Annotated in this window: 4 protein-coding genes; all 4 read left to right on the top strand. The window is 69.5% G+C overall.

Features of this window, described 5'->3' with window-relative positions:
• Positions 1-53 precede the first annotated feature (53 nt).
• The 4 genes from ACX114_RS18735 (at position 54) to ACX114_RS18720 (ending at position 15,895) form a co-directional block, all read left to right on the top strand.
• Positions 54-1,103, top strand: coding sequence for a DHH family phosphoesterase (locus tag ACX114_RS18735; protein WP_459299624.1), 1,050 nt, complete (start codon positions 54-56; stop codon positions 1,101-1,103).
• Positions 1,104-1,136: 33 nt separating this feature from the next.
• Complete coding sequence (locus ACX114_RS18730; RefSeq protein ID WP_459299622.1) at positions 1,137-1,679, top strand: DUF3105 domain-containing protein; 543 nt, start codon at positions 1,137-1,139, stop codon at positions 1,677-1,679.
• A gap of 171 nt (positions 1,680-1,850) precedes the next feature.
• A complete protein-coding gene (locus tag ACX114_RS18725) occupies positions 1,851-13,919 on the top strand; it encodes a non-ribosomal peptide synthetase (protein WP_459299620.1) in 12,069 nt (4,022 codons plus the stop codon).
• 104 nt (positions 13,920-14,023) lie between these two features.
• Complete coding sequence (locus tag ACX114_RS18720; RefSeq protein ID WP_459299618.1) at positions 14,024-15,895, top strand: hypothetical protein; 1,872 nt, start codon at positions 14,024-14,026, stop codon at positions 15,893-15,895.
• Positions 15,896-15,906: the final 11 nt, after the last annotated feature.

Genomic DNA, 15,906 nt, shown 5'->3' with positions numbered 1-15,906 from the left:
TCATGCTTCTAGGACACACGAAGGATGCGCACTGGCCGGCGCCAGAGGCGGCGATGGACCAGGCGCGCGAGTTCCTGGAAGCGTGCCGGGACAAGCACGTGCTCGTGGTCCCGCACACGGACGTGGACGGGCTCACCTCCGGAGTGTTGATGCTCCGCGCGCTCCAGTCCCTGGGAGCACGGCCGACGGCGCGCCTGCCGGGCAAGGGAGAGGACGTCCACCACCCGGGCTTCCTGGAGCGGCTGGGAGCCTCTTCCACGGAGGCACTGGTGGTTCTGGACATGGGCAGCCGCGCGGAACCGCTGCTGCCCGGCGTGCCCACGCTCGTGGTGGACCACCACGCGTCGGAGGCATTCCCCCCCGACGCGCAGGTGCTCACCGCCTACGGCCATGCCCCCGTGGCGAACACGAGCCTGCTCACCTACGTGCTCACGTCCTCGTTCATCGTGCCGGGTCCGCTGGAGTGGCTGGCGGTGCTGGGGACGGTGGCGGACCTGGGCACGGACGCGCCGATGCCGTTCCTCAAGGACGCACTGCGCCGGGCGAAGCGCTCGTCCGTCACGGAAGCGGTGGCGCTGCTCAACGCGGCCCGCCGCTCCAGCCGGTTCGCGGCGCCGCTGGCGATGCAGGTGCTCCTGCGCTCGGGCAGCGCGACGGACATCGCGGAGGGGCGCGTGCCCGGCGTGGACGCGCTGCGCGACTGCCGCCTGGAGGTGCAGCGCGAGGTGGCCCGGTGCGCGAAGACGCCGCCGCGCTTCGCGGGCAACCTGGCGCTCCTGTTGTTCAGCTCCGAGGCGCAGGTGCATCCGCTGGTGGCCATGCGCTGGATACAGCGGTTGCCGGACCACATCGTCGTCGCCGCCAACACGGGCTACCTGCCCGGCCGCGTGAACTTCGTGCTGCGAAGCCGCGAGCCGGTGGACCTGCTCGCGCTGCTGCGAGGGCTGGACCTGCCTCCGATGGGAGGCTCGTTCGCGCATGGCCATTCACGGGCCACGGGCGGCAGCCTGCCTCCCGCGGACTTCCTGCGCCTGATGGACGCCCTGGGGTTCCGGGGGCTGAGCGACCGGGACGTGGAGCGGCGCGGCGTGGCGCCAGGCTGAGGTGCTCAGGGCCGTTGCGATATGACGGAGGGGATGACTCGCGCCCTCCTCCCCCTCCTCTTCTCGCTGTGTCTCGCCTGCGGTTCGACGAACGATGATCCGCCGAACCCCGGTGGCGAGGCCTGCGAGCGGTATTCGTTCCCGCTGTCGGACATGTCGCCGGCCAATCACGTGAGCTCGTGCGGCAGCACCGCGTGCGGCAACGGAGAGAACCCACCCAACTCCGGCCTGCACTGCGCCACGTGGCTGTCATGCCGCAGCTACACCGTGGAGCAGCCGCGCTGTTCGTGGATCCACAACCTGGAGCATGGCCACGCGGTGTTCCTCTACAACTGCCCGGAGGGCTGCCCCGATGACGTCGCGAAGCTGGAGGCCGCGATGGCGAAGGCCGCGGTGGGCAGCAACGGCGTGCGCCGCGCGCTCGTTGCTCCAGACGCGCAACTGCCCAAGCGCTTCGCGGCGCTGCTGTGGCGCCGCACATACCTGATGGACTCCGTGGATCCAGACGCGCTCACGTGCCTGCTCGCGTTGCAAGATATCGACGCCAATGAACCAGGACTTGTCTGTCCTCCTTGAAGTATCAGCAATCACGGAACAAATGGCATACACGAACGTACCGCCAAATTTTTGCGTGCATTGCCTCAGGGTCTCTTAATCCGAGACACGCGCCGCCCCTGTTTGACCCGCCTGCGCTTCCCCGGGCGGTCCTGAGTCCACCACCCCCTTTGTCGGGGGTGGCGCGTCGACATGACCGACACCGTCGACGTCCCCGTGTCTCCTCGGGGTCTGGCGCCTCGAAACATCGCCGATGCTTTCGAGGTCCAGGCCGCGCTCCGTCCCCAGGCCGTCGCTGTCCGGTGTGATGGACAGCAGCTCACGTACGAGGAGCTGGATGCGCGGGCGAACCGGCTCGCGGGCTGGTTGAAGGCGCGGGGTGTAGGACGCGAACGGCCCCAGGTGGGCGTGTGTCTGCCGCGCTCGGTGGATCTCATCGTCACGCTGGTCGGCATCCTCAAGGCGGGCGGTGCATACGTTCCGCTGGATCCGGAGTACCCCTCGGAGCGGCTGGCCTTCATGGCCACGGATTCGCGCGTGCGGATCATCGTCACGCATGCCGGGCTGGAGTCACACCTGCCGTCGGGGGACTGGCACACGCTCCGGCTGGACACGGACGCGGACGCATTGGCGGGCTTCAGCGACGGGCCCATCGCGCGCGACGTCGTGGAGGACGACCTGGCCTATGTCGTCTTCACCTCCGGATCCACGGGGCGTCCCAAGGGCGTGTGCGTGCCCCACCGGGGCGTGCTGCGGCTGGTGCTCGACCCCGACTACGTGCACCTGGGGCCGGATGAGGTGCTGTTGCAGTTGGCGCCGGTGGCCTTCGACGCGTCCACGTTCGAGCTCTGGGGTCCGCTGCTCAACGGCGGCCGGGTCGCCGTGTTCTCGCGAGGCGCCTCCGCGCTGGACGAGTTGGGAGACTTCCTGCGCGAGGAGCGCGTGACGACGGCGTTCCTCACCACCGGCCTGTTCAACACGCTGGTGGACCGGGGCCTGCCGGGCACGGAGACGCTGCGGCAGCTCTATACGGGCGGCGAGGTGATGTCGCTGCCCCACGCGCGCCGGGCGCTGGAGGCCCTGCCGCGCACGCGCATCTTCAACTGCTACGGCCCCACGGAGAACACCACCTTCACGAGCTGCCAGCTCCTGTGCGCGCCGCTCGGCTCCGAGCCCGCGCCCATTGGCCATGCCATCTCCGGCACGCGGATGTACGTGCTGGACCCGGAGGGCCGCGAGCTGCCCGTGGGCGCCGTGGGCGAGCTGTACACCGGAGGCAGCGGTGTCGCGTGGGGCTACTGGGAGCGCCCGGACCTCACCGCCGAACGGTTCCTGCCGGATCCCTTCAGCACCGAACCGGGCGCGCGCATGTACCGCTCGGGAGACCTCGCGCGGCGGCTCGAGGACGGCGCGGTGGACTTCGTGGGACGCGTGGACCACCAGGTCAAGGTGCGCGGCTTCCGCATCGAACCGGGAGAGATTGAAGCGGCGCTGCGCCTGCATGCTTCCGTGCAGGAGGCCGTGGTGATGGTGCGCGAGGACGTGCCGGGAGATCGGCGGCTCGTGGCGTATGTGACGGCGTCGGAGCCCCTGACGGCGCCGGCGCTGCGGGCGCACCTGAAGGGCCACCTGCCCGCGCACATGCTGCCGTCGGCCATCGTCGTCCTGGACGTGATGCCGCTCACGGCCAATGGCAAGGTGGAGCGCAAGGCGCTGCCAGACCCACGCGACTGCCCCGGGGCCGAAGAGGACTTCGTCGCGCCTGAGACCGCGCTGGAACGGACCGTCGCCCGGGTCTGGGCGGACGTGCTGCGCGTGGAGGCGGTCAGCGCCACGGCGGACTTCTTCGAGCTGGGTGGGCAATCCCTCCTGGCCACGCAGGCCATGGGCCGGCTGTGCGATGTGCTCCAGCGTCCCGTGCCGCTGCGCCTGCTGTTCGCGAACCCCCTCCTGCGGGACTTCGCCGCCGCGCTGGAGGTGGCCGCGCCGACAGTGGAGCGCGCCGAGGCTCCCATTCCTCCCTGCACGGACGCGGCGCGGGAGCAGTTGTCGTTCGCTCAGCAGCGGCTGTGGTTCCTGGACCAGTGGATGCCAGGCTCCGCGCTGTATTCGCTGCCGTTCGCGTTCCGTCTGGAAGGGCCGCTGGATACTGCCGCGCTGGAGCAAGCGCTCCAGGCCGTGGTGGATCGGCATGAATCCCTGCGCACCACCTTTCCTGGTGAAGGCACCGCCATCCAGCACGTCGCCGCGCGCGTCCCCGTGACGCTGGAGCGCGCGGAGTCCGGCTCGGAGCAAGAGACGCTCGCGTGCATGCAGCGTGAAGCGGAACGGCCGTTCGACCTGGCCCGAGGTCCGTTGTTCCGTGCGCTGCTCATCCGTGAAGCGGAGCAGCGGCACGTGCTGGTGCTCAACCTGCACCACATCGTCTCCGACGGCTGGTCCTTCGGCGTGCTGTATCAGGAGCTGTCGACGGCGTACCGCGCTCGGGACCTGGCGCCCCTGCCCCTCCAGTATCCCGACTACGCGGCGTGGCAGCGCCAGTGGCTCCAGGGAGATGTGCTCCAGCGGGAGCTGGGCTTCTGGGAGAAGCAGCTCGCGGACGTGCCGCATGTGCTGGAGCTGCCCACCGACCGTCCGCGTCCCGCGGTGCAGCGGTTCGCGGGTGCCATTCATCGCTTCACGGTCCCGGCGCAGCTCCACCGTTCGCTGGAGGAGCTGGCCCGCCGCGAAGGGGCCACGCTGTTCATGGCCCTGCTCACCGGGTTCCAGGTGCTGTTGTCGCGCTACAGCGGCCAGCGGGACTTCGTCGTGGGCACGCCCATCGCGAACCGCACGCGGAAGGAGCTGGAGGGGCTCATCGGCTTCTTCGTCAACACGCTGCCCATCCGTGCCCGCTTCGAGGGAGAACCGTCGTTCCTCCAGTTGTTGGGACAGGTGCGCGACCGCGCGCTGGGGGCATATGCCCATCAGCACCTGCCATTCGAGAAGCTGGTGGAAGCGCTCCAGGTCGAGCGCGAGCCGAGTCGGACGCCCCTCATCCAGGTGCTCTTCGCGCTCCAGAACGCGCCCACGTCGCGGCTCCAGTTCCCGGACGTCACCGTCACCCCGCTGACGCTGGACACGCGCACGTCCAAGTTCGACCTGTTCCTCGCGCTGGAGGAATCCGGTGACGCGCTCGCGGGCACGCTCGAATACGCCACGGCGCTGTTCGATGCGGCCACCATCGAGCGCCTGACGGAGCACTACCTCCAGGTGCTGCGGTGCTTCGTGGAAGCGCCGGACCGGGCCACCGGAGACGCGGTGTTCCTGTCGGAGGTGGAACAGCGGCGGGTGCTCCGCGACTGGAACGCGTCGGCACGGCCCTACCCTTCGGAGCTGTCCATCGTGGACGCCTTCGCGCTCCAGGTCGCGCGGCGGCCTGATGCCATCGCAGTGAGTCACGGGGCAGTGACGCTCACGTACGCGGAGCTGGATGCGCGTGCGGAGCACCTGGCCCGGCGGCTGCGGTCGCTTGGAGTAGGTCGGCGCGCGCCGCAGGTGGGCGTGTGCCTGCCGCGCTCGGTGGACCTCATCGTGTCGCTCCTGGCCATCCTCAAGGCGGGCGGCGCCTACGTCCCGCTGGATCCGGAGCACCCTTCCGAGCGGCTCGCCTTCATGGCCACCGATGCGCGACTGGTCGCCATCGTCACGCATGAGGCGCTGGCGTCCGGATTGCCTCCGGGTTCATGGACGCCCGTGTGCCTGGATGTGCCGTGGGAAGCCATGGAGGCACCGGCGGCCGAGCCCGCGATGCCGGTGGACCTGGCGCACATCATCTACACGTCCGGCTCCACGGGCCGGCCCAAGGGCGTGTGCATCCCGCATCAGGGCGTGGTGCGGCTGGTGCTCAACCCGGACTACGTGCAGCTGAGGCCCGGCGACCGGATGGCGCAGTCCACGACCATCGCGTTCGACCTGTCCACGCTGGAGATCTGGGGCGCGCTGCTCAACGGGGCCACACTGGTCCTGTTCACCAAGGACGAAATCATCGACCCGGACGTCCTGGCGCGCAGGCTCCAGGACGAGCGCATCACGCACATGGTGCTGGCCACGGCGTTGTTGAACCACGTCGCCCGCTCGCGGCCCGAGGCCTTCCGCCACCTGTCCTGGATGATCTTCGGCGGCGAGGCCGCGGATGTCGCCAGCGTCAACGCGGTGCTTTCGCACGGCGGCCCCACTGCGTTGATCAACGGGTACGGTCCCACGGAGAACACGTCGTTCAGCACGTGGCACCGGGTGCCGCACGCGGGCGTCGAGTCCGTGCCCATCGGTGGGCCGATCGCCAACAGCACGGCGTATGTGCTCGATGCCCGGTTCCAGTTGGTGCCTCCTGGCGTCGTAGGCGAGCTGTTCGTCGGGGGTGACGGACTGGCGCTCGGGTACTGGGACCGGTCCGGACTCACGGCGGAGAAGTTCGTTCCCCATCCGTTCAGCGACGTGCCCGGTGCCCGGCTCTATCGCACGGGTGACCTGGTCCGGCAGCGCACGGATGGCGTGCTGGAGTACGTGGGCCGCCGCGACCATCAGGTGAAGCTGCGGGGCTTCCGCATCGAGCTGGGCGAAGTGGAAGCAGCCCTGCGACAGCACCCGGCCGCGCGGGAGGCACTCGTGCTGTTGCGTGAGGACACGCCGGGAGACCGCCGGCTCGTGGCCTACGTCGCGGCGACGGACGTCACGGACACGGTGTTCCGTGAGTTCCTCCAGGCACGGCTCCCGGGCCACATGGTGCCCGCCGCGTTCGTGGTGCTGGAGTCGCTGCCCCTCACGCCCAATGGGAAGATCGACCGGCGCGCGCTGCCCGTTCCCGAGGCCTCCGGCACCGAGGGCTTCATCGCACCCCGGAGCCCGCTCGAAGCGCGAATCGCCGGCATCTGGGCCTCGCTGCTGGGAGGACGCGAGGTGGGGGCACACTCCCACTTCTTCGACCTGGGCGGGCATTCGCTGCTGGCTACGCAGGTGGTGTCACGCGTGCGGGATGCGCTGGGCGTGTCCCTCCCCGTGCGCGCGCTCTTCGAGGCACCTCGCCTGGAGGCGTTCGTCCGGACAGTGGAAGGCCTGCTCGCACAAGGGCATCGGGAGGCATCGCGCATCCCCGTGATGCATCGCGGGGCCGGACCGCTTCCGCTGTCCTTCGCGCAGGAGCGGCTGTGGTTCCTGGGCCGGCTCCACGACGCCCCCGGCGTCTACAACATGCCCATGGCGCTGCGCGTGGACGGTCCACTGGATGTCCCGGTGCTGCGCGCCAGCCTGGAAGCGCTCGTGCTGCGCCACGAGTCCCTCCGCACCACGTTCCCGGAGGGCGACCGCCCCACGCAGCACATCGCGGAAGCGCCTGTCTTCACGCTGGAGGTTCAGCAGCTCGACGATGATTCACAGGTTCAAGCTCTCTTGCGGCAGGAGGCAGAGCGGTCCTTCGACCTCGCGCGGGGACCGCTGTTCCGGGCGTTGCTGCTCCGGCTCCAGGGCACGTGCTCAGTGCTGGTGCTCAACCTGCACCACATCGTGTCCGATGGTTGGTCGCTGGGCGTGCTCTACCGTGAGCTGTCCATGGAGTACGGCGCACGACTCCAGGGCCAGCCGGCGCGACTGTCATCGCTGCCCGTGCAGTACGCGGACTACGCGGCGTGGCAGCGCGAGTGGCTCCAGGGCGACGTGCTCCAGGGGCAGCTCGCGTTCTGGAAGGAACAGCTCGCGGACGCGCCGCATGTCCTGGAGCTGCCCACCGACCATCCCCGTCCGGCCGTGCAGCGGTTCGATGGCTCCACCTTCCGGTTCGTGTTGCCGTCCGAGCTCCGTCGCGCGCTGGAGGCCCTGGCCCGAGAAGAAGGGGCCACGCTGTTCATGACGCTGATGGCGGGCTTCCAACTGCTGCTGTCGCGCTACAGCGGGCAGCGGGACTTCATCGTCGGCACGCCCATCGCCAATCGCACTCGCGAGGAGATGGAAGGCCTCATCGGCTTCTTCGTCAACACGCTGCCCCTGCGGGCCCACCTGCGCGACGGTGTCTCCTTCCGCGAGGTGGTGCGGCAGGTACGGGACCGGGCCCTGGGTGCGTACGCGCATCAGGAGCTTCCGTTCGAAAAGCTCGTGGAGGAGTTGCACGTTGAGCGCGCCCTGAGCCACGGGCCGCTGGTGCAGGTGATGTTCGCCTTGCAGAACGCGCCCGGCACGTTGCCCCAGCTTCCGGGCCTCCAGGTCCAGGCGGTGGAGCTGCCGCTCCAGACCTCCAAGTTCGATCTCAGCTTGATGCTGGAGGAGACCGGCGACGGACTCTCGGGCGTCCTCGAATACGCGAGCGCGCTGTTCGAGTCCCACACCATCGAGCGGATGGCGGGCCACTTCCACCGCCTGCTCGAAGGTGCGCTCCATCAGCCGGATTCGGCCATCGCTGCCCTGCCCTGGCTCTCCGAAACAGAGCGGCATCAGGTCCTCGTCGGCTGGAACGACACCGCGCGGCCCTACCCGCGCGACGCCTCCCTTGTGCGTGCCTTCAACGCGCAGGTGGCCGCGCGCCCGGAGGCCATTGCCGTACGACACGGTCCGGATGCGCTCACCTACGCGGAGCTGGATGCTCGCGCCAATCAGGTCGCGTGGGCGCTCAAGGCCCAGGGGGTCGGACGAGATGCGCGTGTCGGTGTGTGCCTGCCCCGCTCCGTCGATCTCATCGTGTCGCTCGTCGCCATCCTCAAGGCGGGCGGTGCCTACGTGCCGCTGGACCTGGACTATCCGGCGGACCGGCTTGCCTTCATGGCCACGGATGCTCGGCTCGTCGCGGTCGTCACCGCGTCGGCATTCGTGAGTCATGTCCCGGAAGGACCGTGGAAGGTCCTGCGACTGGATTCGCTCCCGAACGGACTGGAGCGCCACGCACCTCCGGATGCGTGCACGGGCGATGACCTGGCGCACGTCATCTACACGTCCGGCTCCACGGGCCGACCCAAGGGCGTGTGCATCCCGCACCGGGGTGTCGCCCGTCTGGTCCTCGCCCCGGACTTCATCCAGCTCCGCCCCGAGGACCGCATCGCCCAGGCGTCCACGGTCGCCTTCGATGCTTCGACGTTCGAGCTGTGGAGCGCACTGCTCAACGGCGCGACGCTGGTCCTCCTTTCGAAGGAAGAGGTCATCGAGCCCTCGGTGCTCGCGCGGCGGGTCCGCGAAGAGGGCATCACGGTCATGTTCCTGACCACGGCGCTCCTCAACCACGTCGCGCGCACGGACCCGTCGCTGCTCAAGGGCCTGCGGTGGCTCCTGTTCGGTGGCGAGGCCGCGGACCCGGCCTGCATCCGCGCCATCCTCTCCCACAGCGCACCAGAGCACATCGTTCACGCCTACGGCCCAACGGAGAACACCGTGTACAGCACGTGGTTCTCTCCGACGCACGTCGAACCTGATGCGGTGACGGTGCCCATCGGACGCCCGGTCTCCAACAGCACGGCCTACGTGCTGGACGCGCACCTGCATCCGGTGGCGCCCGGAATCGTCGGTGAGCTGTTCGTCGGCGGCGACGGCCTGGCCTGGGGCTACTGGGAGCGGCCCGACCTCACCGCCACGGCGTTCATCCCCCATCCCTTCGCAAAGACCCCGGGCGCTCGCCTCTACCGCACCGGCGACCTCGTCCGTCAGCGCCACGACGGCGCCTTCGACTTCGTCGGACGCCGCGACCACCAGGTCAAGGTGCGCGGCTTCCGCATCGAACCCGGTGAAATCGAAGCCGTCCTGCGCCAGCACCCGGCCGTGCGCGAAGCGCTGGTGCTCGTGCGCGAGGACTCGCCCGGTGACAAGCGGCTGGTGGCCTACGTCACCTTCCGTGACACGGTGACGGCCAGCGACCTGCGTGCCCATGCCCAGGGTTCGCTCCCCAGCCACATGGTCCCCTCGGCGTTCGTGCTGATGGACGCGCTGCCGCTCAACGCGAACGGCAAGGTGGACCGCCGCGCACTGCCCGTGCCCGAAGGTGACATGCCGACCACGGCAGGCACACGGACGCTGACCGCACTGGAGCAGACGTTAAGCGCCATCTGGTGCGCGGTGCTCCAGCGGGCCCACGTCCCCGTCGATGCGAACTTCTTCGACCTGGGTGGACACTCGCTGCTGGCCACGCGGATCGTCTCCCGGACGTCGAAGGTGCTGGGCGTTCCCGTCCCCGTGCGGACCCTCTTCGAGTTCCCCACCATCGAAGCCCTGGCGCGCGCACTGGAAGGACTCTCGCGGGACACGTCTCAGTCGGTTCCGGCGCTCCGGACGTGGAACCGTGGAGGACCGCCGCCCCTGTCCTTCGCGCAGGAGCGGCTCTGGTTCCTCAACCAGTTCCACTCGGACCGGGCCGCGTACAACATGCCCATGGCGCTGCGGCTGGATGGGGCGCTGGACGTGGAGGCGCTGGAGCACGCCCTCCAGGCGCTGGTGGACCGGCATGAATCCCTGCGCACGGTGTTCCCGGGTGAAGGCATCCCCGCGCAGCGCATCCTGCCGCGGATGCCCGTGTCCCTCCGCCGGGTCGACGCATCGTCCAGGGACGAAGCGGAAGCCCTGCTGCGCGAGGACGCGGAGACACCCTTCGACCTCGCGGAGGGTCCGCTGTTCCGCGCCCTCCTGGTGCGTGAGGACGCCGAGCACCATGTGCTGCTGCTCAACCTGCACCACATCGTGTCCGACGGCTGGTCGATGGGCGTGCTCTACCGTGAGCTGTCCGCCGAATACGAAGCGCGTCGCGCGGGCCGGGACTCGGACCTGACGCCCCTGCCCGTGCAGTACGCGGACTACGCGGCGTGGCAGCGTGAGTGGCTCCAGGGTGACGTGCTCCAGCGGCAGCTCGGCTTCTGGAAGCAGCAGCTGGCGGACGCGCCGCATGTCCTGGAGCTGCCCACCGATCATCCCCGGCCGGCCGTGCAGCAGTTCGCGGGATCCACCCACGTCTTCACCCTTCCGCGGAGCGTGCTCGAAGCATTGGAGGGCCTGGGCCGCCAGGAAGGGGCCACGCTGTTCATGACGTTGATGGCGGGCTTCCAGATGCTGCTGTCGCGCTACAGCGGGCAGAGGGACTTCATCGTCGGCACGCCCATCGCCAACCGCACGCGCGAGGAAGTGGAAGGCCTCATCGGCTTCTTCGTCAACACGCTCCCCCTGCGGGCCCACCTGCGCGACGATGCCTCCTTCCGCGCGGTGGTGCGGCAGGTGCGGGACCAGGCCCTGGGTGCGTACGCGCATCAGGAGTTGCCGTTCGAAAAGCTCGTGGAGGAGCTGCACGTTGAGCGCGCTCTGAGTCACGGGCCGTTGGTGCAGGTGATGTTCGCCTTGCAGAACGCACCTGGGACGCCGCCCCAGCTTCCGGGCCTCCAGGTCCAGGCGATGGAGCTTCAGACCCCGACCTCCAAGTTCGACCTCACCCTGGCCCTGACCGAAACCCCGGAAGGCCTCGGCGGCACGTTCGAGTACGCGACCTCGCTGTTCGAACCTCGCACCATCGAGCGGATGGCGGACTACTTCCGCCGGCTCCTCGAAGGCGCGCTCCATCAGCCCGACGCAGCCATCCATGCGCTCCCCTGGCTGTCCGACACGGAGCGCCAACAGGTCCTCACGGCCTGGAACGACACGGGCCGGCCCTATCCGAATAACCGCTCCCTGGCGCAGGCCTTCGAAGCCCAGGTGGCCACGCGCCCGGAGGCCATCGCCGTGCGCCATGGGTCGCAGGCGCTCACCTACGCGGAGCTGGACGCCCGCGCCAACCAGGTCGCGTGGACGCTCAAGGCTCAGGGCATTGGACCGGATGCGCCCCGCGTGGGCGTGTGCCTGCCTCGCTCCATCGAGCTCATCGTGGCGCTTGTCGCCGTGCTCAAGGCGGGCGGCGCCTACGTGCCATTGGATCCGGACTACCCGGTGGATCGCCTGGCCCTCATGATCTCCGATGCGAAGGTGCATCGGATCATCACGAGTGCGACGTCCTCGAGCCGGTTCTCCTCGGACAGCGTCGGTTGCATCCGCATCGATGCGTTGGAGGCCCCCGCGCATCCCGGCTCTCCCTACGACGCGACGCGCTTCCATCCCTTGGAGCCCGCGTACGTCATCTACACGTCCGGCTCCACGGGCCGGCCCAAGGGCGTGTGCGTTCCGCATCAGGCCGTGATGCGGCTGGTGATGGATCCGGACTACATCCCCTTCGGTCCGGACGACCGCGTGGCCCAGGCGGCGACGGTGTCCTTCGATGCCTCGACCTTCGAGGTGTGGGGCGCGCTGCTCAATGGCGCCACGCTCGTCCTGTTCTCCAAGGAAGACATCATCGAACCCGCGACGCTGGCCCGGGGTCTGCGGGACGAACGCATCACCGCCCTGTTCCTCACCACGGCCCTCTTCAACCACGTCACCCGGACGGAGCCCACGGCCTTCAATGGCCTGTCCACGCTCCTCTTCGGTGGCGAGGCCTCGGACCCGGCCTGCGTGAACCGGTTGCTTGAGCACGGTGGGCCTCGCAGGCTGGTGCACGTCTACGGACCCACGGAGAACACCACGTTCAGCACGTGGCACCTCGTCACGGAGCCCGTCACGGGCACGGTGCCCATTGGCAAGCCCCTCTCCAACAGCACGGCCTACGTGCTGGACGCGCACCTGCACCCGGTGGCGCCGGGCATCGTCGGTGAGCTGTTCGTCGGCGGCGACGGCCTCGCCTGGGGCTACTGGGAGCGGCCCGACCTCACCGCCACCGCGTTCATCCCCCATCCCTTCGCGAACACTCCAGGTGCCCGCCTCTACCGCACCGGAGACCTGGTCCGTCAGCGCCACGACGGTGCCTTCGACTTCGTGGGACGCCGCGACCACCAGGTCAAGGTACGCGGCTTCCGCATCGAACCCGGTGAAATCGAAGCCGTCCTGCGCCAGCACCCGGCCGTGCGCGAAGTGCTGGTGCTCGTGCGCGAGGACTCTCCCGGTGACAAGCGGCTGGTCGCCTACGTCACCTTCCGCGACTCGGTGACGGCCAGCGACCTGCGTGCCCATGCCCAGGGTTCGCTCCCCAGCCACATGGTCCCCTCCGCGTTCGTGCTGATGGACGCGCTGCCGCTCAACTCGAACGGCAAGGTGGACCGCCGCGCATTGCCCCGCCCTTCCGATGCCACGGAGACGGACGAGGCCGGCGTGTTGCCTCGCACGCCGCTGGAACAACAGATCGCGAGCATCTGGGCGGAGGTCCTGGGCCGCACGGTCATCAGCGTCACCGCGAGCTTCTTCGACCTGGGCGGCCATTCGCTGCTCGCGGCACAGCTCGTGTCCAAGCTGTCGGAGCACTTCCCGTTCAAGGTCCCGCTTCAGGTCCTCTTCCAGAGTCCAACGGTCGCGGCGCTCGCGCAGTGGATCCAGGCGAAGCTCACGCCCGATGCACCGGCGTCCTCCCAGGGCCCCACGCTTCCTGAAGGCATCGTACGGCTCCAGGATGGGCGCTCCGACCTTCCGCCGCTGTGGTGCATGCACCCGGTGGGCGGCACGGTGTTCTGCTACCAGGACCTCGTGCGGGCGCTCGGTCCCGACCGCACGGTGTATGGCTTCCAGGCTCCCGGCGTGAACGGTGAGTGCCCACCGCTGGGCAGCATCGAAGTGCTCGCGGCACATCACCTGGGCGCCATGCTCCAGTGGCAGCCCCAGGGGCCCTACTACCTCGTAGGCCTCTCCATGGGCGGCACCATCGTCTACGAGATGGCCCAGCGCATGCTCGCGCTGGGCGTTCCTCCGGCGCTGCTCGTCTTCCTCGACACGCCGGGCCCCGGCCAGATGCCCACGCGGTTCGAGGACGACGCCGCGCTGCTCGCGGCCATGTTCGGCGATGACACACCGGCGCTGGCCCAGCGCCTGCGCTCCCTTCCTCCGCATGAGCAGATGAAGGAGGTGCTGCGCCAGGCTCGCGAGGGCGCGACCGTGCCGGACTCGTATTCGCTGCGCGACCTGGAGATCTTCCTGGACGTGTGGAAGGCCCACATGCGCGCCCTCTTCAGCTACGAGCCAGTGCCCTACGAGGGCGCGGCCACGTACCTGAAGGCCCAGGTCCACGTGCCGCCCCACCCGCTGCACCCGGAACAGCCGTGGCAGGGGCTCGTGCGGCACGGGCTGGAGGTCCTGCCCGTGCCCGGCAACCACCAGACGATGATCGAACCGCCGAACGTCGAGACCATGGCGAGGCACCTGACCGCGTGCCTGCGGCGCATCGAGGACACCATGGCCCGAAGCTCGGTGGCGTAGCGGCTTGAGGAGCCCCCGGCGGCGTGTCCGGTGAGCGGACGGCCAGGGGGCAGCGCGGGCTCGAACCGGAAGGACTGAGGGCGCCGGAGCGTACTAGCGCCTCCATGACCAACACCATTCGACGCGCTTTCGCGGCGCTGCTGACGCTGACGTGTCTCGGGGCGCTGTCCGCCCAGGCCGCCACGGGTGTGCAGGGCCCCGTGCCCCCGGCCTTCCAGAATCGCTTGATGGTGGGCCTCTTCGAGGAGGCCGGCCAGAACTGGATGCGGGACAGCAACGTCCCCTGGGACGCCCGCTACCGCTACTTCACCAAGGGCTGGGCGGACAACTGGGGCTACGGCGCCCGCGACGGCAGCTGGGCGGCCAGCTTCTTCACGGAGACGAAGGCGCAGGGCTACGTCCCCGTCGTCACCTACTACCAGCTCTTCGGTGAGCCGGGCGGCGGCGAGCAGGAGACGCTCGCGAAGCTGAAGAACGCCTCCACCATGCGCAGCTACTTCGAGGACGTGAAGCTGCTCCTCCAGCGCGCTAAGGCCTTCGGAAGCCCGGTCATCCTCCATGTGGAACCGGACGCGGTCGGCTTCATGCAGTTCCAGACGGCCTCCAACCCCAACGCCCCCGCGGCCATCGCCTCCTCGGGGATGCCGGAGCTCGCGGGTCTGCCCAACACCGTCGCCGGATGGAGCCTGGCGTTCCTCCAACTGCGCAAGGCCGTGGGCGCGAACAACGTCGTGCTGGGCCTGCACATCTCCGCGTGGGCCAGCGGCAAGGACATCGCGTTCAACTCGCTCACGGATCCGCTCCAGCCGGAGGTGGACAAGGTCGTCAACTTCCTCAAGCCGCTGGGCCTGGGCACCAACGTCACCGGCGCCACCTACGACGTGCTCGTGGGCGACCCGCTGGACCGCGACGCGGACTTCTACCGGCTCACGCAGGGCGCGGACCACACGTGGGACATGAGCGATTCCGCGTCCCTCACGTCGCGCTCGTACAACCGCTACGCGGAGTGGCTGCGCCTCTGGAACCAGACCAGCGGCAAGCGCTGGATGCTGTGGCAGATCCCGCTGGGCAACTCCAACCACCTCAACATCAACAACGGCGGCGGGCCGCGCCAGGGCTACAAGGACAACCGCACCGAGTACTTCTTCGGCTCGAGTGGTGATGCGCACCGGCGCAAGTTCGCCAACGTGGGCGTCGTCGCCCTGCTGTACGGCGCGGGCGCGGGCGGCCAGAGCTCCTACCAGAACGACCAGGGCACCGACGGCCAGCCGTACCTGAAGCAGCGCGCGGCCACGTTCCTCAACGCGGGCGGACTCACCCTGCCCGCGACCGGCACCACGCTTCCGCCCCCGGGCGGCGGCGGATCCACCGATGGCGGCACCGTGGACGCCGGCACCCCGCCGGTCGACGCGGGCACCTCCGACGGCGGCACGCGCCCCGATGGTGGCACCGACGGCGGCGTGGACGGCGGCACGCGTCCGGACGCCGGCACCGACGGCGGCACCGGTTCCTCCGACGCGGGCACCGCGACCGACCCGTCGAAGTATGGCTTCGAGTCCAGCACGCAGGGCTGGACCGCCAGCGGCGCCGCGCTGTCGCCCGTAAGCAGCACCACGGCCAGGGCCTACGCGGGCATCCGTTCGCTGGCCGTGCCCTTCAACGGCACGTCCGGCAACGCCACGGTGGCCGTGTCCAACGCGGCCGTGCCGTCTGGCAAGACGGTGACGTTCCGGCTGTGGCTGCCCACCGGAAGCAAGATCACCGGCGTCCAGCCCTACACCCTGGAAGGCGCCTCCGCGAACTGGCGCTGGACGGGCAACTGGATTCCCGTGGGCAACCTCATGGCCGGCGCGTGGAACGCCATCACCGTGAAGCTGCCCTCCGGCTCCACCACCCCGCTGTACCAGCTGGGCGTGGAGTTCCAGACGACGGGCACGTGGAAGGGCACGGTCTACCTCGACGCCGTCAGCTGGTAGTCCAAGCAGTC

It is taken from the genome of Corallococcus sp. M7 (assembly GCF_054512695.1).
The sequence above is the reverse complement of the archived record's forward strand: the minus strand, read 5'-3'. Positions and strand labels throughout refer to the sequence as shown.